The following is a 22,321-nucleotide window of genomic DNA, read 5'->3' as shown; positions in this document are numbered from 1 at the left end:
ATGGACCGGCCTGTGCAGCCCGGATGCCCTCGCCCGGCTGTGGCCCGGGAGTCGAAGACTGCCAGAACGGTCTTCGGCCCCCGGCGGGGTGTAACGGCCGCGGCTGGCCTGACGACGGGTGGCACCGGGTGCACTCGAATCGCCGCATCACCAGCACGCCCGCCATGGCGGGCTAGCGGCGGCCGACCTAGGGCCTGTTTTGGAAGTGGCTTCCCGGTTGGTTCAGATGTTCGTGTCCTACCCGTCTCGGCCCTGCCATGTGGTCACACAGGCTTCGTTGCCCTCCTTGTCGGCAAGCACCCAGAAGGCGGGGGCACGAGTCGCGGAGACCAGTCGGCCGCTAGCGGCCAGCGCGGCCTTGATCCGCCGGAGTGCCTCGTCATGGGGAACACAGATGTCGAAGTGGATGCGGTTACGCTGTGGGCGCGCCCGATCCATGTGCTGGAACCAGATCGCCGGGCCCTGCCCGCCCGGGTCGACAAGCGGATCCTCGGGTCCGTCGGCTCCCGCCTCATCGGCGTAGCCCAGCACTTTCATGACCGCGCACTGTGCCACGAGGCTCTGACAATCGGTCCCGGACCCTCAGCAAGGAACCACCAGACACCCGCTGGCAGCTGTCATGGAACTGCGGACAGAGCCGCGTAAATCCCCAGGGCTGCTCTCGTTCCCCCACTTGATGAAGTGGTCAAGGGTGTGGGGAGGGTGGGGATCGGGGAGCGCGTGCGAGGATGCGCCGACCGGCGGTTGACCGGCCCTGATGATTGACGGCGGGTCAGTACTGGCGCACTGACGGCCAGAGCGCGGACCACCGCTCGTGTGCGCCTTCGCACAGCACGACCTCGGCGTACTGCTCCTGGTTGCTGATGCCGTGGCCGTTGTCGATCCGGCCAACGGTGCGGCAGTTGGAGAAGGGCCGTTCCAGGCGGTGCTGACCGTCGGCCTGTTCCACCAACAGGACGGGGCCGTCGTAGCTGTCCGGGGGCGGGCCCCAGTCGTACAGGCTCATGTGACCGGAGTAGGCGAGGGGGAGCCCGTAGGCGGGCCCGTAGCGGGCGAGGGCGCCCGCCTCTCCGTAGTTCGAGGTGAGCAGGACAGCGTGGGCGCGCTGTGCTGCGGGGATCGCGGTCCAGGCGGCCGCGGTGGCACGGGCGAACTGGGGCCAGCCGACCTGCTCGCCCTGGTCGACGTCGACGGCGTTGGTCACGGCGACCGCCGAGACCGGCAGCACTGGCAGGGCGGCCAGGGCACTGGTGGCCGCCGCCAGGAGAAGGAGGGGTGTGAGGGTTCGCCAGGACCGGCGGGCACGGCGGACGACGGGTTCGCAGCCGGCCGCCGTCACGGCGAGCAGCAGCGGGAGCGGGTAGTACGGCTTGCCGCCGCCGACGAGCACCAGGACGCAGAGCACCGGGTAGGCGAGTGCCAGCGGCCGGGCCCAGCGCAGCTCGTCGTCGCGGAGCAGCCGGCGCAGGCCCACTACCGCGACTGGGACGAGGATCGGGGAGAACTGGAGCAACTGGAGGGGCAGGAACAGCAGCCGTCCCGACACGCCTTGGATGTGGCTGAGAACCCGGGCCACCTTCAGCTCGGGCCAGCCGTGCGTGGCCTGCCACCAGAGCGTAGGTGCGCAGATGAGGAGCGCGAGGAACAGCGCGAGCAGCGGTCCGAGCAGCAGCCGTGCGCTGCCGGGCCGGGGGCGCCGCGCGAGCTCGCGCCAGGGGCGGGCCACCAGCAGACTCAGCGGCAGTGCGAGGAGCAGTGCGAGGAGCAGCGACAGGACGAGCTGCTTGTTCAGCAGCGTCACCCCGATCATCGCGCCCAGGGCCGGCCACCAGCGCCCGTCTCCGGTCCGCAGCAGCCGGAGTGTCAGGAGCAGGACGCCCAGCTCGGCGGTCAGATCGAAGGTACTGGTGGAGAGCAAGTGGCCAACGGCCAGGACGTATCCAGAGCAGGCACAGCACCCAGCCGCGAAAATCTGCCCGCCACGGCCGGCTCCCAGCTCCCGGGCTATCAGGGCGGTCAGCACCACGGAGCATGCGGAGAGCAGCGCGGGTATGACCCGCAGACCGGTCGGGCTCGCGCCGAACACGGCGGCACCGGCCCGAGCGAGCAACGGGGTCAGCGGCGGCTGATCGACGTAGCCCCAGGCCGGATGTCGGCCGGCGAGCAGGAAGTAGAGCTCGTCGCGATGAAAGCCGTACCGCCCAGACAGCGCGATCAACACTGTGGCGAGAACAGCCGCCACCAACGCGACCGGCCGTAACGCGAACGGTTGCGGACCAACCCGCCCATCCCCCCGAATGTTCACCGCCGCAGTCTGGCATCCACGACCGGCGCGGCCAAGGTGGCCACCTCAGATCGCCAAGTGGGAGATCAACTGAGCAGGTTTGGCGAGTCCCTCAGCGCGGGGCGGGATTTTCGACGAGCCCCATCAGTCCGGCCGTACCGCGGTCTGCTGCTGTTGCAGACCCTGCGATGGCGCGATGAGATCCGTGATCCGCCGTTCTCGCGCGGACGCGGGCGGCGGTTCTGGTTGCTTTCCAGGTCTTGGCGTGTCGTGTACTCCTCGTAGCGCTTGAAACTTATGAGATAAGTTGATACGTGGCGCGAGTATGCACCGCTGATCGAAGGGATGGGCGATGGCACAGAGGATGACCCGCCGTGGGCCGCTGACCAGGGAGGAGATTGTGCGTCAGGCCTTGGTGGTGGCCGAGACGGAGGGCATGGAGAAGCTGTCGCTCCACAAGGTCGCGGCGGCGGTGGGGGTGCGGACCATGTCGCTGTACAACCATGTCGACGACAAGGCCGACGTGCTGGACGCCATGGCGGACGTGATCCTGAGAGGGATCCGGATCCCCGAGGCCGACGAGACACCGTGGGAGGACGGGCTGCGAGCGCTCGCTCACTCTTTCCGTGCCGCCGCCCTGGAGTATCCCCGTTCCGCGTCCCTGGTGCTGACCCGGCGCCTGAACGCGCCCGCAGCCATGCCGGTGGTGGAGTCCGCGCTGCGTTTCCTGAACCGCGCCGGCCTGGAAGGTGCCGACGCCGTGCATGTCCTGCGGGCCTTCATCGCCTTCCTGATCGGGACGCTCTCGCGAGAGGTGGGGTTCGCGCCGACGTACGCAGGCGCCATCCCGGGTGTGATCGCCATGCGCGAGCAGCAACTCGTCGACAGCGGGCTGTCCGCCGTGGCCGCCGCGGCAGCCGAACTGGCCGTGATCGACCACGAAGCGGAGATGGAGTTCGGCCTGGAGCTTCTCCTCGACGCGGTCCGCCGCCGCGCCGCAGCAGTTTCGTAACCCTGGTGGGTCCGAGCCGTCCTCACCCGCGGCACGGACTGCCCCGACGTGCCTGGCCCATCGCCCGGCCCGCCGGGAGCCGCGCCGTACGGCTTCGGCTCCCGACGGTGTACGGGCGGCTGGTTGAACGAGCCGGCGGCTTCTTCCCGCGCCGGCGGCATGAGCATCACCCCACAGGCACCGCACTCCGCTCGGCGTCCTTCCCCGCGGTGCGGTCGGGTCCGCGGAACGGAGCGAGCCCTGTACCCGCGTCGAACATGATCACCGGGGTGCGGTCGCCATGCATGGCGATCGCCGGCCGCCTTGGGCTCGCCGAGTCGGGAGTGGTGTCCATGCGGTCCGTCTTCAACGAGGCGCCGGTGGACGGCGTGCGTTTCGTGCAGCGCCGGATCGCCGCCGAGGCCGACGAAGTGTGGGTGCTGGTGGAAGCGGGGGGCGCGCTCATCACGCAGGCTTCGCCTCGCTACGCGCTCGTGCGCGCCTTCTCGTACAGGATCGGGTCGTGGGCGCTGATGATCGTGAGTTCGGGATCGGCGCGCCGGTACAGCTCGGCGAGGCGGGCGTGGTTGTCGCGGACCCTTTTCACGTCGAAGCCGACGACGGTCTCCATGCCGCGCAGGGAGACGGGGACGGGGGAGCGGCCGTCGAGGGTGCCGTGGTGGTAGAAGGCGTCACCGGCGTGCAGCACCCAGCGCGTACCGGCGTCGACCGCCACGGCGGCGTGGCCGCGCGTGTGGCCGGGGAGAGCGATCAGGACGATGCCGGGAGCGATCGTGTCGAGTTCCTTGGCCGCCGCGAACCCGCGCCACTTCTCGCCGTCGGGACGGTGCTCGACGAGCTTCGGGCCGTGTGCCCACTGCGCTGAGCTGTAGCGGATCCGCTCCCGCCAGGAGGGGGAGTGGACGGCTCCGCGCGCTTCGTCCGCGGTGAGGTGGACCTGGGCGTGAGGGAAGTCGGAGAGGCCGCCGATGTGGTCGGCGTCGAAGTGGGTGAGCACGATGTGGCGGACGTCGTTCCGCCGGAATCCGAGCTTCTCGACCTGCTGGGCGGCGGTCTCGGCGGGGTCGAACACCGGGCGGACGAAGTGGCGTGCCGGTCCCACGCGCCGCTTGGGGTCGGCGATGTCGTCGAGGCCGTAGCCGGAGTCGACGAGGACCAGGCCGTTCGCCGTCTCGATCAGCAGGACATGGCAGACGAGGCGGGCGCCGGGCGGCTGCATGGTGCCGCAGTTGAGGTGGCGGACTTTCATGGCGGGTGTCCTTGGAGGTGTGAGGGCGGGGGCCTGCTGAACGGCCCAGCCGCGGTCGTGCGTGGACGCCGACCGACACTTACGGCGTATGTTCATCTTCCCTCAAAATAGACTTACGACATAAGTTCTGTCAATGCGCCAACCGTACGGCCACGTCGACGACAGGACCGATGTGCTGGACGCCATGGCGGACGCGATTCGGCAGGGCATCGAGATCCCGACATGGACGCCATGTCCTGGCGGGACGGAGTGCGGACACTTCAGGGCGGCGACGCGGAAGGCGCGGACAAGTCCGCGACCCTGGTTCTGCCCCGGCGTGTGAATGCCCCCGCCGCCATGCCGGTCCCTCGAGGCCGCGCTGCGCGTGCTGACCCGGGCCGGCCTGGAGGGGGCCGCCGCCGTGCACGCCTTGCGGGCCTTCATCGCCTTCCTGATCGGGACCCTCGCCCGTTACGTCGGCTCGGCGCCGACCTGCGGCGGCGCCATCCCGGGTGCCGTCGCCGGTCGGGAGCGGGGCCTCGTCAAGAGCGGGTTGCCCGCCGTGCCCGCCGTGGCGACCGACCCGGCGTTCTGTGATCACGAGGCCGAGATGGGGTTCGGCCTGGACCTCTTCGTCGACGGGGTGTGCCGCCGCGTCGACCCGGCGGGTTGAGCCGCCGGAGCGTGCGGGTCAGGGCGGCCAGGGGTCGGCCCGTCGACCCACCACGGGCAGGGCCAGGGTGACTCCCGTGTGTTCGGCCTTGCGGGTCAGGAAGCTCATGGTGGCCGTGAAATCGTCGAAGAAGGCGGGGAAGGGCCGCAGTGGCCGGTCGAGGGGGCGGGTGAAGTCGTCCCAGTGAACGGGCACGACGCGCCGGGCGCCCGTACGCGTGACCAGCCGGTCCCAGTACTCCTCCCGGAATGCCTCGCCCTGCTTGCCGAGCGCGCCGATCCCCAGGTACACGGTGTCGGCGCGGTGGCCGTCGAGAGCGCCGGGCAGGCTGTGGGCGCTGGCGTGGACGAGGAGTTCGCGTTCGCCGTGGCGGACGTGGAGGGTGTAGCAGTCGCCGGTCCGGTAGTCCGTGGCGCGGACCGGAGGGCTCAGGGGGCGGTCGATCAGGCCGGGGGCCAGGTCGCCCGGGCTGTGCCGGGCGGGCAGGGCGGTGAGTGTGAAGCGCCCGATCGTGAACGGCTCGCCGGTGACGGCCAGTTGGAAACGATCGTCGGGGAAGCCGTGCCCGGCGGCGATGTTGCGGGTCGAGGCGGAGCCGATGAGACGAGCGCCGGTGGCCGCGGCCACCTCGGGGGCGTCCAGGGCGTGGTCGTAGTGCGAGTGGACGACGAACACGGCGTCGAGGTGATCGATACCGGCCCGGCGCAGGGCCGCGGTGATGCGAGCGCGGTCCGGTCGCACCCGGCCGAACCGCACGCGCAGCAGTCCAGGACGGCTGAAGAACCCGTCGGTGAGGATCGCGGTGTCACCATCGCCGATCAGGATCGTGGACACGCCGAGGAACACGGTGTGTGGCGTCCCCGGCCGAAGCGGCGCCGGTGGCTCGTACAGGTACGTCCAGGGGGCGAGGCCGGGTGCCCGAAGGCCTCGCAGCACAGCTGTCATGCCCGGTTTGCGGCGTTTGTCGACTATGTCCATGCCCCTCTCTCATCCATGTCTCCCCCTCGCCTTCCTCGCTCAAGCGACCGGCCGGACCATGTAGATGATGACCTGCCGGTGCTCGCCGTGGCCGATGATCTGCTCGACCGCCTCCGCGAGCTCCTGGTCGGCGGCCGTTGCCGCACCGGCAGACCGTCGGTCGACGTATCCGTCTGTCCGGCCGGATGGCCGCAGCCCCCTCGGAACCGAATCCGCAGCGCCGTAAGGGCTCCGATCCGAAGTCGATGACTTATGCCGTAAGGTGGGCACGGCGGAATGCTTATGCCGTAAGTCTGTCCAAGGTTGAGCGAGGTCGGAGCGATTGGCCATGCGCAGGCTCTTGTCGCGGGGCTCGACGGGCTGGATCAGGGCGCGGAGCTGGATGCGACTGAGGTTGGCCCTCGTCGCTCAACTGCTGTTCGGCCGGCTGTTGCAGGCTCATGCATCGAATTCGAAGTAAAAGGGCCGGGTAGGTCCTCCGGAGGAGGAGAAGAATCATGAAGATCGTCGTACTGGGTGCCACCGGCAACATCGGCTCACACGTGGTGAAGGAGGGGCTGTCCCGAGGGCACGAGGTCGTGGCCTACGTCCGCAACCCCGACGCGATGCAGCCGCGGTCGGGGCTGACCGTCGTGCGGGGTTCCCTCGACGACCGGGCCGCCATGGCGAAGGCATTCGCCGGCAGCGACGCCGTGATCTCGGCCGTCGGGGTCGCCCTGCGTGCGAAGAAGCCCATCGACCTGATGCAGCGCACCCTGCCGGTCGTCACCGCCGCGGCGCAGGACGCCGGTGTCGAGAGGTTCGTGCTCGTCTCCGCGTTCGGGGTCGGGGACACGGCGGCGAAGGCGTCGTTCCTCGCACGGCTGGTCTACCGCACGGTCGTCGCCGCGATCTTCAAGGACAAGGAGCTCTCGGAGAAGAGTCTGCCCGTGAGCGGCCTGAACTGGACGATCGTCCACCCGGTCAACCTCAAGGAGGCCCCCGCCGCACCCGCCGCCACGGTCAAGCGCCTCGATCGGGTCGCCAAGGTCCCCGGCCTGCCCACCCTCCCGTTCACGAACGTCGCGCGCGCCCTCGTCGAGATCGTCGGCGACCGCGGCCTCGCCGGGCAGCGGGTGCTGGTCACGACCGAGAAGGGGTGGAAGCCGCAGGAACACGCGGCCTGAGAGGGGTGTTCGTGGGGGCGTTACGCGCGGTCGGTGGGAATCCCTGCCGATCGAATCGAGTGGAAGGAGGGGCACCCTGGGACCGTCGCACGAGCGGGGCTTCGACCATGCGGCGGCTGAGGTCGCATCGTAGCCAGGTGGTTGCGAGGGACGGCGTCCGGGGTGGTTCATGGATGCGCCGTGCCCGCAGCGAACCAGTCGCGAGCTGTGGATTCGGCTCCGTCCGGGAGGTTGTTGACGAGGCTGCGGCCAGGCCGCGTCGGGTTCGTGAGCAGCAGACGTGGAAGAGGTCGGGTGACCGTTGGGCGCGGTCGGGTTCGTCGGTGCCGGCGAGCATTTTGCCGATGCCGTACATGGTCCGGACGGAGTCGTCGATCACGACGATGAGGTCCAGAACGTCGCCGATGGTCTCGCCGGCGCGCACGGTGTCGAGCTTGCGGATGGCGTCCCTGATGGTTCGCGTGTCGGCGTGCTGGGGGATGCGTCTCTTGCCTTGGGCCGGCAGGCCGGTCAGTGGCGCGAAGTCCCTGGTGTGATGTGGCTCGTTGCGGGCTGTGAGGTCATCGGGACCGTGACTGCCGAGCTGCCGGTACTGCTCCTGACGGCACGGCCGATCAACGTCCGCCCGAAACGCCACGCCGTGGACGACCGGGCACTCCGATGAAGGCGGTCCGCGTACTGACCGGCCGTCTGCTGCCTCCCGCATGGGGCGAGTTCAATGAGCGACTGCGAGTCGTGGCGCAGACTTTTCCCTCCGTGGCCGAACTGCTCCCCACGTATCGGTGCGTCACCACCGACGAGGACGGTGAGCCCGCGAGTCCGGCCGAGCGGTGCATTCCCGACCTTGACGGGCAGGTGAGCGTCGTAGTGGGCAGGGACGGGATCCGCTTCGCCCGGCGGCAGCGAGGTGAGGACTTCGGCGGTGACGGCACTGTGCCCCGGTTCAGCAGTGTCCCACCCCGGTGGAGGGACGACTCGTCGGCCAGTTTCCATCCCGCTGGCCGTCGGAGGTGCGCTCGGTCCCGCTGTTCCCCTCCTGCCGGACAACAGGGGCAACTACTTCAACCAGGTGTCCCTGGCCCCCGGAGCATGGCGGGTGGGCGGCGGCCCGCTCCGGTCGGAATGCGGCATGGTTTCCCGCGGCTCCAGGAGTCACACTGACAGGGTGGACGCGCTTCGCACGGGTGACCAGGGACTGTTCGGACCCTCCTCGGTGACCTGGCAGATGCACGGTGATCCCATGATGTGGGTCGCCGGGATCCGCGCGCTCTACCTCCAGGCCCTGCACCCCCGCGCGGTCCGGGGCGTCCTGCAGAACTCCGACTTCCGGCGCGACGCCTGGGGCCGGCTGATGCGCACCGCGAACTTCGTCGGCACGGCGACGTACGGCACCACCGAGGCCGCCGAGAAGGCCGGTGCCCGGGTCCGGAAGATCCACACCCTGCTCAGGGCCACCGACCCGGACACGGGGGAGCGGTACCGGATCGACGAGCCGGAGCTGCTGCTGTGGGTGCACTGCGCCGAGATCGACTCCTATCTGCACGTCCTGCGCTGCTCGGGGTTCCCGATGACGGACGCGCACGCCGACCGGTACATCGACGAACACCGGGTCAGCGCACGCCTGGTCGGCCTCGACCCCGCCGACGTACCGGCGAATCGGGCGGAGCTGGCCGCCTACTTCGAGAAAGTGCTGCCGGAGCTCGCCGCCGGGCCCGAGGCACGGGACGTGGACGACTTCCTGTCGCGCCCGCCGACCCACCCGCTGCTCGTCCCGGCGCGCGCCCTGCTGTGGCGGCGCGTGGCGCAACTGGCGTACGCCGCCCTGCCGCCGTACGCCCACGAGCTGTACGGCCGACCCGCACCGGCCCCCTCGACGGTGACCCGGCGCCTGCGTGTCACGGGCACCGCGCTGCGCTGCGTTCCCGCACGTCTTCGCTGGCAACTCCCGCCCAAACACATTCTGCGGGCCATGGCGCGGCTCGGCCCCGGCTCCCGACCGGCACCGTACAAAGTCGGCAGATAACTCGCCATACTGGACGGGCCAGGGGAGGGCGCGGCGAGCAGCGACGGGGGCGATCGCACGAGATGGCGGAGACCAGGCTGATCCAGAGCCGGTACCGACTGCTCGATCTGATCGGGCGGGGAGGTATGGGTGAGGTGTGGCGCGCCCGCGACGAGTCGCTGGGGCGGCAGGTGGCCGTGAAGTGCCTCAAACCGCTCGGCCCGCACCACGATCAGTCGTTCACCGGTGTGCTGCGGGAGAGATTCCGGCGCGAGGCCCGGGTGGCCGCCGCGCTGCAGCACCGCGGGGTGACCGTGGTGCACGACTTCGGTGAGTCGGAGGGCGTGCTGTACCTGGTCATGGAGCTGCTGGAGGGCCGCAACCTCAGCCAGCTCCTGGAGGACAACAAGCAGCATCCGCTCCCCGTCGCCGATGTCGTCGACATCGCCGACCAGGTGTCCGGGGCCCTCGCCTACACCCACCAACAGGGCATCGTGCACCGCGATCTGAAGCCCGCCAACATCATGCGGCTGGCCGACGGCACGGTGAAGATCTGCGACTTCGGCATCGCGCGCCTCGGCCACGACATCGGCTTCACGGCCCGGCTGACCGGCACCGGCATCGCCATGGGCACCCCGCACTACATGTCGCCGGAGCAGATCAGCGGTGCCCAGGTCGACCAGCGCAGTGATCTGTACTCCTTCGGATGTGTGCTCTACGAAATCGCCACCGGGGCACCGCCGTTCGACCTGGACGACGCGTGGGCGATCCTCGTCGGCCACCGTGACACGCCTCCCGAACCGCCGCGCCACCACCGCGCCGAGCTCCCCGAGTACTTCGAGCGGATCATCCTGGATCTGCTGGCCAAAGAGCCGGAGAGCCGCCCGCAGGACGCGCGCGAGCTCGGCCGGCGGATCGGCACGGGGCGTACGACTCCGGTGTACGTCCCGACGGTCGTGTCCCCCGCGGTCGGCCGTCCCGCCGGCGAGCGGCGCATGTTGGAGCCGTCGACGAGGGCTCCCGCACCCACTTCCTCGCGTGAACCCCGGCTGCCCTCCTGGACCCGGGGCATGACCACCGGTCACAAGGCGACCGGAGCCGGACTGGGCGGCGCCCCGCCGGACGCGGCGGCGGGCCTGACCGGCGAATGGACGGCGCGCCCGAGCACGTCCGCACCGGAGCTGCCGGAGCACGTCGAACGCCCGACCCCCTCACCGGAGTTGCTCACCACCCTGACGGGCCGGCACAACGCCGGACTGAGCCTCGGGAGGCTCGGCCGATGGACCGAGGCGGGCGAGGTGCACCGCGCGGTCGCCGCCGAACGCGAGCACGTCCTCGGCCCCGACCACCCCGACACCCTCGCCAGCCGCTACGAGGTCGGCTTCACCCTCAGCCGCACCGGACGCGCCGCCGAAGCGCTGCGCGAGTACGCGCGGGTCGCCCGGGGCAGGGAGCGGGCGCTCGGCCCCGACCATCCCGACACCCTGGCCGCGCGTCAGGAAATGGCGTACGTACTGGGCCAGTTGGGCCGTCACTTCGAGGCGCACCAGGCGTACACCGCGGTGCTCGCCGTCCGGGAGCGCGCCATGGGCCCGGACCATCCCGACACCCTGCGCTGCCGCCACAACCTGGCCTTCAACCTGAGCAGGCTGGGCCGCCTGGAGGACTCGTACCGGATGGCGAGCGAGGTCGCCGCCGCGCGGACCCGGGTGCTCGGTGCGAACCACCCCGACACGCTCGTGACACGGTACGAAGTCGCGTACGCACTCGGTCAGTTGGGCCACTGGCCGGAGGCGTTGCAGACCTACCGGGAAGTCGCCGAGGCGCGGACCCAGGCCCTCGGCCCCGACCACCCGGACACCCTCTCCGCCCGCTACGAGGTCGGCATCAGCCTCGGCCGGCTCGGCCGCAGCGCGCAGGCCCTGGAGCTGTACCGGGACCTGATCGACGACCGCACCCGGGTGCACGGCCCCGCCCACCCCGAGACACTCCGAGCCCGGCACGGCCTCGGCGTCAACCTGGGCCGGATGGGGCGCTGGGAGGAGGCGCTCGCCGAGTCCCGTGACGTGTGGGCCATCCGCGAGCGCGTGCTCGGCCCCGACCACCCGGACACCCTCGTCAGCCGCCGCGAGGTCGCGGTCGGCCTCGGCTGGCTGGGCCGCTGGTCCGACGCCCTCACCGAGTACCGGGGCGTCGCCACCGCCCGCGAACGCGTCCTCGGCGCCGACCACCCCGACGCCCTGGCCAGCCGCAACGACGAGGCACACTGCCTGGAGCAACTGGGTCGGGGCCAGGAGGCGGTGGAGCTGTACCGCAGAGTGGCCGCGTTGCGCCAGCAGCGGGCGGCACGGGGAGGCTGAGGGGCTCCGCGTGCGGGTGATGTGCTCGCCCTGTCCGAGGGGCGGCACCGGCCATACGGCGGTGTCGTGGCCGACAGCGCCGAAGGCCACGCCGGGGCGGGTGCCCGTGCTCGTGCCCCGTCCGGACGCCCGCCGGGTGCCGCGTACCTCTGGCCGTTCTAGATCATCGCGTGCTACGAAGAACCATGCCTGCACACGAGGGATACGACGTCGTGATCGTCGGCGGGGGCCACAACGGACTCGTCGCCGCCGCCTACCTGGCCCGGGCCGGCCGGTCCGTGCTGGTGCTCGAGCGCCTGGGGAGCACCGGCGGCGCCGCCGTGTCCACCCGGCCGTTCGCCGGAGTCGACGCCCGGCTGTCGCGCTACTCCTACCTGGTCAGTCTGCTGCCCCGGAAGATCGTGCGGGATCTGAGCCTCGACTTCCGCGTGCGTGGCCGCACGGTGTCGTCGTACACGCCCGTCGAACGCGGCGGACGGCCCACCGGCCTGCTCGTCGGCGGTGGCGAGCGTCGCACCCGCGAGGCCTTCGCGCGGCTGACCGGCTCGGACCGCGAGTACGAGGCGTGGCAGCGCTTCTACGGCATGACCGGCCAGGTCGCCCAGCGGGTCTTCCCGACACTCACCGAACCGCTCCCCACCCGCGAGGAACTCCGCGCCCGCATCGACGACGAGGAGGCCTGGCGGGTCCTCTTCGAGGAGCCGGTCGGCGTAGCGGTGGAGGAGAACTTCGCCGACGACCTCGTACGCGGTGTCGTCCTCACCGACGCGCTCATCGGGACGTTCGCGGACGCCCACGACCCGTCCCTGCGCCAGAACCGCTGCTTCCTCTACCACGTGATCGGCGGCGGCACCGGCGCCTGGGACGTACCGGTCGGCGGCATGGGCGCCCTCACCGACGCGATCGCCGCGGCGGCGCGCGCCGCGGGCGCGGTGATCGCCACCGGCCACGAGGCGGTGCGCATCCAGACCGACGGACGGGCCGCCGAGGTCACCTACCGCACCGCGGACGGCGAGGGCGTCGCCGCGGCCCGGCACGTCCTCGTGAACGCCTCGCCGCAGGAACTCGCACACCTCACCGGAGACGAACCGCCCACCCCCGCCGAGGGCGCCCAGCTGAAGGTCAACATGCTGCTCAAGCGGCTGCCGAGGCTGCGCGACACCTCGGTCGACGCGCGCGAGGCGTTCTCCGGCACCTTCCACATCGCCGAGGGTTACGAGCAGTTGGCGACCGCCCACGCGCAGGCCGCGTCCGGCGAACTGCCCACCGCGCCGCCCTCCGAGATCTACTGCCACTCCCTCACCGACCCGAGCATCCTCGGCCAGGACCTGGTCGAGCAGGGCTATCAGACCCTCACTCTCTTCGGCCTCCACACACCCGCCCGGCTGTTCGAGCGGGACAACGACGCCGTACGGGCGGAGCTGCTGAAGTCGACGCTGGCGCAGCTGGAGGCGCACCTTGCCGAACCCCTCGCCGACTGCCTGGCCACCGACGCGGACGGCCGCCCCTGCATCGAGGCGAAGACCCCGCTCGACCTGGAGCGCGACCTGCGGCTGCCCGGCGGCAACATCTTCCACCGTGACCTCGCCTTCCCGTACGTCCAGGAGGGGACGGGTCGCTGGGGCGTCGAGACCCGGCACGCGAACGTCCTGCTGTGCGGGGCGGGCGCGGTGCGCGGCGGGGGCGTGAGCGGGGTGCCCGGGCACAACGCGGCCATGGCCGTACTGGAGGGCGCGAACGACTAGCTCCGCCGGTCGGTCGTGTGCCGCCGGCGCGGCGAGTGCTGGAACTTCGTCGAGGGACCGGCCAGAAATCTGACGGAGCATCAGAATAGGCCTTCCCTCGTCCGGAGGACTGCGGCATTCTGCGGCCATGCAGACGGAGCTGAGCAAGAAACTGGGAGTCGAGCACGCCATTTTCGGCTTCACGCCGTTTCCCGCCGTCGCCGCGGCCATCAGTCGCGCGGGCGGATTCGGTGTGCTCGGCGCGGTCCGCTACACCGCACCCGAGGACCTCAAACGCGACCTCGACTGGATCGAGGCGAACGTCGACGGCAAACCGTACGGCCTGGACGTCGTCATGCCCGCCAAGAAGGTCGAGGGGGTGACGGAGGCCGACGTCGAGGCGATGATCCCGGAGGGGCACCGGCAGTACGTCAAGGACACCCTCGCCAAGTACGGCGTGCCCGAACTCGCCGAGGGTGAGGCGTCCGGCTGGCGCATCACCGGCTGGATGGAACAGGTCGCCCGCACCCAGCTCGACGTCGCCTTCGACTATCCGATCAAACTGCTCGCCAACGCGCTGGGCTCACCACCCGCCGACGTCGTCGAACGCGCCCACGAGCGCGGGGTGCTCGTCGCGGCCCTCGCGGGCAGCGCCCGGCACGCGCGCAAACACGCCGAGGCGGGCATCGACGTCGTCGTGGCGCAGGGCTACGAGGCGGGCGGCCACACCGGCGAGATCGCCTCGATGGTGCTCACCCCCGAAGTCGTCGACGCCGTCGACCCGCTGCCCGTACTGGCGGCGGGCGGCATCGGCAGCGGACAGCAGGTGGCCGCCGCACTCAGCCTCGGCGCCCAGGGGGTGTGGCTCGGCTCCCTGTGGCTGACCGTCACGGAAGCGGACATGCACGCGCCCGCCGTGACCCGCAAGCTGCTCGCCGCCGGGTCCGGAGACACCGTCCGCTCGCGCGCGCTGACCGGCAAGCCCGCGCGCCAGTTGCGCACCGAGTGGACCGACGCCTGGGACGACCCGAACGGCCCCGGCACGCTCCCCATGCCGCTCCAGGGGCTGCTGGTGGCCGAGGCGGTCTCCCGGATCCAGAAGTACGAGGTGGAACCGCTGCTCGGGACGCCGGTCGGGCAGATCGTCGGCCGGATGAACAGCGAGCGCAGTGTCCAAGCCGTCTTCGACGACCTGACGAGCGGCTTCGAGCGGGCCGTCGAGCGCGTCAACCGGATCGCGGGAAGGGGAGAACAGTCATGAGCACCTCACCCAACGGCTTCTGGGCCCAGGCCACCGCCGACCCCGGAAGGACGGTCCTCATCACCCCGGACGGGGACGAGTGGACCGCGGGCCGGCTGCACGCCGCGGCCAATCGACTCGTCCACGGTCTGCGCGCCGCGGGACTCGAACGCGGCGACGCCTTCGCGGTCGTCCTGCCCAACGGCGTCGAGTTCTTCGTCGCCTACCTCGCCGCCTCCCAGGCGGGCCTCTACCTGGTGCCGGTCAACCACCACCTCGTCGGCCCCGAGATCGCCTGGATCGTCTCCGACTCGGGCGCCAAGGTGCTGATCGCCCACGAACGGTTCGCCGACGCCGCCCGCCACGCCGCCGACGAGGCGAAGCTTCCCGCCGCGCAGCGGTACGCGGTGGGCACGGTGGCGGGCTTCCGGCCGTACGCCGAACTCCTCGACGCACAGCCCGACTCGGCGCCCGCCGACCGCACCCTCGGCTGGGTCATGAACTACACCTCGGGCACCACGGGCCGCCCCCGCGGCATCCGGCGCCCGCTGCCCGGCAAGCTCCCCGAGGAGTCCTACCTCGGCGGCTTCCTCGGCATCTTCGGCATCAGGCCGTACGACGACAACGTGCACCTGGTCTGCTCGCCGCTCTACCACACCGCGGTACTCCAGTTCGCGGGCGCCTCCCTGCACATCGGTCACCGTCTGGTGCTGATGGACAAGTGGACGCCCGAGGAGATGCTCCGCGCCATCGACGCCCACGCCTGCACCCACACCCACATGGTCCCGACCCAGTTCCACCGGCTGCTGGCACTCCCCGACGAGGTGAAGGCGCGCTACGACGTCTCCTCGATGCGGCACGCCATCCACGGCGCCGCCCCGTGCCCCGACCATGTGAAACGGGCCATGATCGAGTGGTGGGGCCACAGCGTCGAGGAGTACTACGCGGCCAGTGAGGGCGGTGGCGCCTTCGCGACCACCGAGGACTGGCTGAAGAAGCCCGGCACGGTCGGCAAGGCCTGGCCCATCAGCGAACTCGCCGTCTTCGACGACGACGGCAACCGGCTGCCGCCCGGTGAACTCGGCACCGTCTACATGAAGATGAGCACCGGCGGATTCTCGTACCACAAGGACGAGAGCAAGACGAAGAAGAACCGCATCGGCGACTTCTTCACCGTCGGTGACCTGGGCTGTCTCGACGAGGACGGCTATCTCTTCCTCCGTGACCGCAAGATCGACATGATCATCTCGGGCGGGGTCAACATCTACCCGGCCGAGATCGAGGCCGCGCTGCTCTCCCACCCCGCCGTCGCCGACGCGGCCGCCTTCGGCATCCCGCACGACGACTGGGGCGAGGAGGTCAAGGCCGTCGTGGAGCCCGCCCCTGGCCACGAGCCCGGCCCGGACCTCGCCGCCGACATCCTCGGCCACTGCGAGCGCCTGCTCGCCGGGTACAAGCGCCCCAAGAGCGTCGACTTCATCGAGTCGATGCCGCGCGACCCGAACGGGAAGCTGTACAAGCGGCGCCTGCGGGATCCCTACTGGGAGGGCCGTACGCGAGCGGTGTGACAGCGGAGGGGCTGTGACCGGGGTGGTCCCCGCCCGCACGGGCAGGGACCACCCCGCTGCCGTCAGCGGTGCTCGCCCACGCGGATCACCCGCAGCCCGGGCGAGGACAGGATGTCCTTCTCGCAGAACCGGGAGGTGACCCACTTCCCCTCGGAGAACAGCCGCGTCTGGTCGCTGAAGTGCGACGAGTCCGGGTTCGACGACTGGGAGTAGGTCAGCAGCGTACGGGCGACCGGGCAGCGGCCGCCGTCCCAGCCGACGGCCTGGATGTACGAGGACCCCGTGGTGACCTCGGTGTAGCCGCCGGCCGCCGCGTCCCACACCGGCTCGACCTTGTTCCACACACCGAGCGACTCCGTGCCGCCCGGCACGGGGATGCGCTGACCGCCCCGGACGACGACCTGGTGCGCGCCGAGCGTCGCGTCCAGCGCGATGCCCGCCGCCCGCAGCTCGCTCACCGCGTCGGCGAGGGCCGTGGCCACGCCGGGCGCTTGCGTGTTGAGCGTGTTCGGCGTGCGCACGGGGTCCGCCGCCGAGAACGGGACCTTCCAGAGCTGCGCGGGCACGGTCACGGCGGTCAGCCGCCGCCAGAACCGGTCGAAGAGCAGTGCGCCCCGGCTGCCGGTCTTCATGGAGCGGTCCCACGTCTTCAGCACACCGCACGCCTCGCTCACGTCGACGTCCTTGCCGTCACTGCCCGTCGCCGTCCCACCGGGCAGCGCGGCACAGGCACGGGCCGTGTCCTCGGCGATGAGGTCACCCGAGGTCGCCCGGTTCGCGAACTGCTGCGCCTGCAGGTCCCGTACGGTCAGCTCCCCCTTCGCGGCCATCGCGGACACGTCCGCCTTCGCGCCGCGCGCACGGGTCGACAGCTGCGAGCCGATCGGCCCGAAGACCCGTTCGTACCCGGTGAGCGGCCGGTCCGTATTGGCCAGCCAGGCGCTGTCGTTGGAGTTCTCCGCGTACGGCGCGTCCTTGAGGACCGGCATGCTCGCGGGCCCGAAGACGCCGGGCTGTACGGCGTCGGGGTCGCCGCCCAGCGCGCAGTCGCCGCGGGAGCCGTCGAGGACCGCGATACCGGACGACGGATAGAGGGCCTTGCCCAGCGCCGTCGAGCAGCGCTGCGCCAACTCGTCGGTGATCCGCGGAAGCACCTGCGACTGCGTGAACAGCGAGTGCCCGCCCGAGTCGGCGGCGACCGTGTTGATCCAGGGCAGCCCCTGTGTGCGCCTCAGCGTCGTGAGGACGTCGGCCGTGCCGCGCGCCCGGCCGAAGCCGAGGGCGGTGTCGGGGGCGCGCAGGTTCTCGGCGTTGGGGTCGTTGAGGGCGTACGCCGTCGTGGACGTCCAGGGCAGCGGGAGTCCCGCGCCGAGCGAGGTGACGACCGGGCCGTAGCGGGTCCACCACTGGGTGCGGGTGACGGGCGGACCGCCCCGCGCCTCGACGGTGACGGTCCGCCTCGTCATCCGCTGCGGCCGCCCGTCCACCAGGTACGTCGTCGGGTCGGCCGGATCCAGCGTCAGCTGATGGAGGTTGAGCGTGACGCCGGTGGCGACGGTATGGCTCCAGGCGAGCCGTGCGTTGTGCCCGATGGAGACCGTGGTGGAGCCGAGCAGCGCGCCGCCCGCCACGTTCAGTTCGCCGGGGATCGTCTGCTGCGACTGCCAGAAACGACGGCCGCCCTGCCACGGGTAGTGCGGGTTGCCGAGCAGCAGCCCGCGGCCGTTCGCCGTGGTGGCACCGCTGAAGGCGACCGCGTTGGACCCCATGTCGGCGGTGTCGAAGAGTGTGTGGGCGGCGCGCGCGGCACTGCGCGCGTCGGGTATGCCGACGGCCGTACGCGCGGCGGCCGTCACGGGCGGCTGCGCGGCCGTGATGCCGTCGACCGCGCGGCCCTGACCGCCGAGCACCGCCAGCGCGAAGGTACGCGCGGCCACGTCCACCGCGGTCACGGGCCGGACCCAGGAGGCGCCCCGGCAGGACGGATCGGTGATCCGGTTCTGGGCGAGCCAGGCGTTGTAGCCGGCTGCCCAGCCCCGCATCAGATCCTTGGAATCGCGGCTCGGACCCCGTGGCGCGGGCACCGCGAGCAGCTTCTCGACGGTGCCCGTCGCACGCACGCCGCGGAAGTAGAGGTCGCTGGAGAGGTTCCCGGCCGCCGAGGACAGCGAACCGTCCGGCTCCGCGTCGGGACCGAAGAAGCGGGAGCGTTCGCCGCGTACGGTCACGAACCCGTCGGCGAGGGTGCACACCTGGTCGGCGGCCTGCGCCCAGCCGGTGCCGAAGCCGAGGTCCGCGTAGTTCTTCGCGAGGATGTGCGGAATGCCGTACTCGGTGTAGCGGATCACGGCGGACAGACCGCCGGCGGACGGGTGGGACGGAGAGTGCTGACGCTCCTGGCCGTTCGCGGCGGTAGCGGGCAGCGCGGCCGAGGCGGTGAGAAGGGCTACGGCCAGGACGGCGAACCGTCTGGGGCGGATGCGCATCGTGCCTCCCGACATCATTGAGGGAAGGGGCGGTTGAGCGTAACAACAGCCACAGACGTGTGACCTGGTGTCCGTACGGTTCACGGCGGGGTTGATCCTCTTCGCGCCAAGGGCGCGGGACGCTTGACCCCGTTCGCGGGCCGGAACGAGGATCACGGCACAGCAGTCGGACGAAGGAGCAGGTCATGACGGCGGGTCACAACCCCACGGTGGCGGCGGGACGGAGCGTCACGGTCGACGGGGTGCTGCGGCGCAGCGCCCGGCGGACCCCCGAACGCGTCGCGATCCACTACCGCGACCGGTCCTGGACCTACGCCGAACTCGACGAGGCCGTCTCCCGCGCGGCCCAGGTGCTGCGCTCCTCGGGACTGGCACCGGGCGACCGTGTCGGCGCCTACGGCCACAACTCGGACGCGTACCTGATCGGCTTCCTCGCGTGCGCGCGCGGCGGGCTGGTGCACGTGCCGGTCAACCAGAACCTGACCGGTGACGACCTCGCGTACATCGTCGGACAGGCCGGCTGCGGACTGGTCCTGGCCGACCCGGACCTGGCCGGGAACCTCCCCGAGGGAACCCGCGTTCTCGCCCTGCGCGACAGCGACGACTCGCTGCTCGCGCGACTCGACACGACCACGCCGTACGACGGACCGGAGCCCCGCGGCGAGGATCTGACGCAACTCCTCTACACCTCGGGCACCACCGCGCTGCCCAAGGGCGCCATGCTGACGCACCGTGCGCTGGTGCACGAGTACCTCAGCGCGATCACCGCCCTCGATCTGCAGGCCGGCGATCTGCCCGTGCACTCGCTGCCGCTCTACCACTCGGCGCAGATGCATGTGTTCCTGCTGCCCTATCTCGCGGTCGGCGCCGTGAACGTCATCCTCGACGCGCCCGACGCCGGGCAGATCCTCGACCTGGTCGAGGCCGGTCACGCGGACAGCCTGTTCGCGCCGCCCACCGTATGGATCGGGCTGTCCAACCGGCCCGACTTCGCCACCCGTGACCTGAGCGGACTGCGCAAGGCGTACTACGGGGCGTCGATCATGCCGGTGCCGGTCCTTGAACGGCTGCGGGAGCGGCTGCCGAAGCTGGCGTTCTACAACTGCTTCGGCCAGAGCGAGATCGGACCGCTGGCCATGGTCCTCGGACCCCACGAGCACAAGGGGCGGATGGACTCGTGCGGGCGGCCGGTGCTGTTCGTCGAGGCGCGGGTCGTCGACGAGTCGGGCACGGACGTGCCCGACGGGGAGCGGGGCGAAGTCGTCTACCGCTCACCGCAGTTGTGCGAGGGCTACTGGGAGAAGCCGGAGGAGACCGCGGAGGCCTTCCGTGACGGCTGGTTCCGCTCCGGGGACCTCGCCGTGCGCGACGAGGAGGGCTACTTCACCGTCGTCGACCGGGTGAAGGACGTCATCAACTCCGGTGGCGTGCTGGTCGCCTCGCGCCAGGTGGAGGACGCGCTCTACACACACGACGCCGTCGCCGAGGTGGCCGTGGTCGGGCTCCCGGACGAGCGGTGGATCGAGGCGGTCACGGCCGTCGTGGTCGCCCGTATCGAGGTCTCCGAGGCCGAACTCCTCGGCCACGCACGCGAGAAGCTCGCCGCCTTCAAGGCGCCCAAGCAGGTCATCTTCGTGGACGCACTGCCACGCAACGCCAGCGGGAAGATCCTCAAACGCGAGCTGAGGGACCGCTTCGCGGACGCACGGGCCGAAACCGCCCAGGGGTAGGGCGCCCTGGCGGAGACGGCCGACGACCGTCGTGTCCGACCGTCTCCGCTCGTCCCGGGACGGGCCCGGCGTGGGCGCTCTCCCTGACCTGGGCCTCCACGGAGGGCTGTTTCTCGCCCCACTCTGCTTCGAGTGCGTCCGCACGTCGATCGCGGGCCACCTGGTGCCGGGGCCGCGGCTGTCGGTCGCGCTGGCCGCCGCGGGTAGCGCCGCATGCGTCAGCGGGTCGCCTCCGTCGCCACCGAGCGCGCCCACCGGTAGTCCGCCTTGCCGCTGGGCGAGCGCTGGATGGTGTCGGTGATGACGAGCTGGCGGGGGATCTTGTAGCCGGCCAGGTGACCCCGGCAGTGGGTCTGGATGTCCTCCAGCGAGGGCCTGCCCGCGCCCTCGCGGAGCTGGACGACCGCCGCCACATGGTTGCCCCACTTCTCGTCCGGCACCCCGGCGACCAGCGCGTCGTACACGTCCGGATGGGACTTCAGGGCCTGCTCGACCTCCTCCGGATAGACCTTCTCGCCACCGGTGTTGATGCACTGGGAGCCGCGGCCGAGGACGGTGACGATGCCCTCCTCGTCGACCGTCGCCATGTCGCCGAGCAGCACCCACCGCTCGCCGTCCTTCTGGAAGAAGGTCTCGGCGGTCTTCTTCGGGTCGTTGTAGTAGCCGAGGGGCACATGGCCGCGCTGTGCGACCCGGCCGGGCTCACCGACGGCGACCGGCTTGTACGTGGCCGGATCCACCACCTGTGTACGGGAGTTGACCCGCAGCCGGAAACCCTGTCCGGCTCCCGAGTCCGCGGTCGCGGTGCCGTTGAAGCCGGACTCCGAGGAGCCGTAGTTGTTGAGCAGCATCACGTTCGGGACCAGTGACTGGAACTGCTCACGCACCGTCTCCGACATGATCGCGCCGGACGAGGACACGCTGAACATCGAGGAGCAGTCCGTGCCCTTCATCGGCCCCCGCAGTGCGTCGATCAGCGGGCGCAGCATCGCGTCGCCGACCAGCGACATGCTGGTGACCTTCTCCTTCGCCACCGTCCGCAGGACCTCTTCGGGCACGAACTTGCGGTGGATGACGACCCGTTGTCCGAAGTTGAACCCGATGAACGCCGTCAGTGTCGAGGTGCCGTGCATCAGCGGGGGAGTGGGGAAGAAGGTGATGCCCTCGCCGCCGGCCGCGACCCGCTCGGCGAGCTCCTCCGGCTTGCTGACCGGCTCGCCCGTCGGGGCTCCGCCGCCCAGCCCGGAGAAGAAAAGGTCCTCCTGGCGCCACATCACACCCTTGGGCATGCCGGTGGTGCCTCCGGTGTAGATGATGAACTGGTCGTCCGCCGAGCGCGGCGGGAAACCCCGCTCGGGGGATCCGCCGGCCTCGGCCTCGGCGAAGTCCAGGGCGGGCAGGGAGGCCCCGTCGGTCTCCGCGCTCCCCACCCGCAGGAGATGCCGCAGCGCCGAGGCCCGCGGCAGTGCCGCCGCCACCCGGTCGGTGAACTCCGCGTCGAAGACCAGCGCCACCAGATCCGCGTCCCGGTAGAGGTAGACCAACTCCTCTTCCACGTAACGGTAGTTGACGTTGACCGGCACGATCCGTGCCTTCAGGCAGCCCAGCACGGTCTGCACGTACTCGACGCCGTTGTAGAGGTGCAGTCCGAGGTGCTCGCCGGGGCGGATGCCGCTGTCGATCAGGTGATGGGCGACGCGGTTCGCCGCCGCGTCGAGTTGCGCGTACGTCAGACGGCGCTCCGCGCCCGTGCCCGGATGGTCGATGTAGACGAGGGCCTCGCGGCCCGGAACCACGTCGACGACCGACTCGAACAGGTCGGCAAGGTTGTACTCCACCGCTCCTCCTGACGTCGTGCGTCCGGTCCCGC

16 protein-coding genes are annotated in these 22,321 nt (G+C 71.0%); 10 read left to right on the top strand and 6 right to left on the bottom strand.

What is annotated here, in order from left to right:
• Nucleotides 1-237: 237 nt before the first annotated feature.
• Nucleotides 238-537 carry a VOC family protein gene (locus ACZ7M2_RS39405; protein WP_471599373.1) on the bottom strand — a complete coding sequence of 100 codons (300 nt, stop codon included), beginning with the start codon at nt 535-537 and terminating at the stop codon, nt 238-240.
• Nucleotides 538-772: 235 nt separating this feature from the next.
• Nucleotides 773-2,221 (bottom strand): ArnT family glycosyltransferase, encoded by a 1,449-nt coding sequence (locus ACZ7M2_RS39400; protein ID WP_471599372.1) that lies wholly within the window; start codon nt 2,219-2,221, stop codon nt 773-775.
• Nucleotides 2,222-2,636: 415 nt separating this feature from the next.
• On the opposite strand from ACZ7M2_RS39400, the gene ACZ7M2_RS39395 reads away from it, so the two are divergent.
• Entirely contained in the window at nt 2,637-3,296 is a 660-nt protein-coding gene (locus tag ACZ7M2_RS39395) for a TetR/AcrR family transcriptional regulator C-terminal domain-containing protein (RefSeq protein ID WP_471599371.1), read from the top strand.
• 463 nt (nt 3,297-3,759) lie between these two features.
• Here ACZ7M2_RS39395 and ACZ7M2_RS39390 read toward each other — a convergent pair whose 3' ends face one another.
• The gene (locus tag ACZ7M2_RS39390) at nt 3,760-4,545 is read right to left on the bottom strand and encodes an MBL fold metallo-hydrolase (protein WP_471599370.1); all 786 of its coding nucleotides are present in this window, start codon (nt 4,543-4,545) and stop codon (nt 3,760-3,762) included.
• A 322-nt stretch (nt 4,546-4,867) separates the two neighbouring features.
• On the opposite strand from ACZ7M2_RS39390, the gene ACZ7M2_RS39385 reads away from it, so the two are divergent.
• Nucleotides 4,868-5,197: a hypothetical protein gene (locus tag ACZ7M2_RS39385; RefSeq protein WP_471599369.1), complete on the top strand. Its 330-nt coding sequence runs from the start codon at nt 4,868-4,870 to the stop codon at nt 5,195-5,197.
• An 18-nt stretch (nt 5,198-5,215) separates the two neighbouring features.
• On the opposite strand, the gene ACZ7M2_RS39380 is transcribed toward ACZ7M2_RS39385, so the two are convergent.
• A complete protein-coding gene (locus ACZ7M2_RS39380) occupies nt 5,216-6,175 on the bottom strand; it encodes an MBL fold metallo-hydrolase (RefSeq protein WP_471599368.1) in 960 nt (319 codons plus the stop codon).
• 497 nt (nt 6,176-6,672) lie between these two features.
• Between ACZ7M2_RS39380 and ACZ7M2_RS39375 the strand changes: the two genes are divergently transcribed.
• The 7 genes from ACZ7M2_RS39375 to ACZ7M2_RS39345 all read left to right on the top strand — a co-directional run bounded on the left by ACZ7M2_RS39375 (nt 6,673) and on the right by ACZ7M2_RS39345 (nt 16,235).
• On the top strand, nt 6,673-7,341 hold the full coding sequence (locus ACZ7M2_RS39375) for an NAD(P)-dependent oxidoreductase (RefSeq protein ID WP_471599367.1): 669 nt from the start codon (nt 6,673-6,675) through the stop codon (nt 7,339-7,341).
• Nucleotides 7,342-7,642: 301 nt separating this feature from the next.
• Nucleotides 7,643-8,005 carry a hypothetical protein gene (locus ACZ7M2_RS39370; RefSeq protein ID WP_471599366.1) on the top strand — a complete coding sequence of 121 codons (363 nt, stop codon included), beginning with the start codon at nt 7,643-7,645 and terminating at the stop codon, nt 8,003-8,005.
• A gap of 465 nt (nt 8,006-8,470) precedes the next feature.
• A complete protein-coding gene (locus ACZ7M2_RS39365; RefSeq protein ID WP_471599365.1) occupies nt 8,471-9,364 on the top strand; it encodes an oxygenase MpaB family protein in 894 nt (297 codons plus the stop codon).
• Between the two features lie 62 nt (nt 9,365-9,426).
• Nucleotides 9,427-11,703: a serine/threonine-protein kinase gene (locus tag ACZ7M2_RS39360; RefSeq protein ID WP_471599364.1), complete on the top strand. Its 2,277-nt coding sequence runs from the start codon at nt 9,427-9,429 to the stop codon at nt 11,701-11,703.
• Between the two features lie 185 nt (nt 11,704-11,888).
• Nucleotides 11,889-13,448: a phytoene desaturase family protein gene (locus ACZ7M2_RS39355; RefSeq protein WP_471599363.1), complete on the top strand. Its 1,560-nt coding sequence runs from the start codon at nt 11,889-11,891 to the stop codon at nt 13,446-13,448.
• Nucleotides 13,449-13,575: 127 nt separating this feature from the next.
• A complete protein-coding gene (locus ACZ7M2_RS39350) occupies nt 13,576-14,688 on the top strand; it encodes an NAD(P)H-dependent flavin oxidoreductase (protein WP_471599362.1) in 1,113 nt (370 codons plus the stop codon).
• Nucleotides 14,685-16,235, top strand: coding sequence for an acyl-CoA synthetase (locus ACZ7M2_RS39345; protein WP_471599361.1), 1,551 nt, complete (start codon nt 14,685-14,687; stop codon nt 16,233-16,235). The genes ACZ7M2_RS39350 and ACZ7M2_RS39345 overlap by 4 nt, the downstream gene beginning before the upstream one ends.
• A 62-nt stretch (nt 16,236-16,297) precedes the next feature.
• On the opposite strand, the gene ACZ7M2_RS39340 is transcribed toward ACZ7M2_RS39345, so the two are convergent.
• Entirely contained in the window at nt 16,298-18,721 is a 2,424-nt protein-coding gene (locus ACZ7M2_RS39340; protein ID WP_471599360.1) for a penicillin acylase family protein, read from the bottom strand.
• 185 nt (nt 18,722-18,906) lie between these two features.
• Here ACZ7M2_RS39340 and ACZ7M2_RS39335 point away from each other — a divergent pair, with 185 nt between their 5' ends.
• A complete protein-coding gene (locus tag ACZ7M2_RS39335) occupies nt 18,907-20,451 on the top strand; it encodes an acyl-CoA synthetase (RefSeq protein ID WP_471599359.1) in 1,545 nt (514 codons plus the stop codon).
• A 218-nt stretch (nt 20,452-20,669) separates the two neighbouring features.
• Here the strand turns inward: ACZ7M2_RS39335 and ACZ7M2_RS39330 are convergent, their stop codons facing one another.
• Nucleotides 20,670-22,289 (bottom strand): acyl-CoA synthetase, encoded by a 1,620-nt coding sequence (locus ACZ7M2_RS39330; RefSeq protein WP_471599358.1) that lies wholly within the window; start codon nt 22,287-22,289, stop codon nt 20,670-20,672.
• Between the last annotated feature and the right edge of the window lie 32 nt (nt 22,290-22,321).

Source organism: Streptomyces sp. NPDC111507 (genome assembly GCF_055638955.1).
Note: the sequence above shows the minus strand (reverse complement) of the source record. Positions and strands in the feature narration are given on the sequence as shown.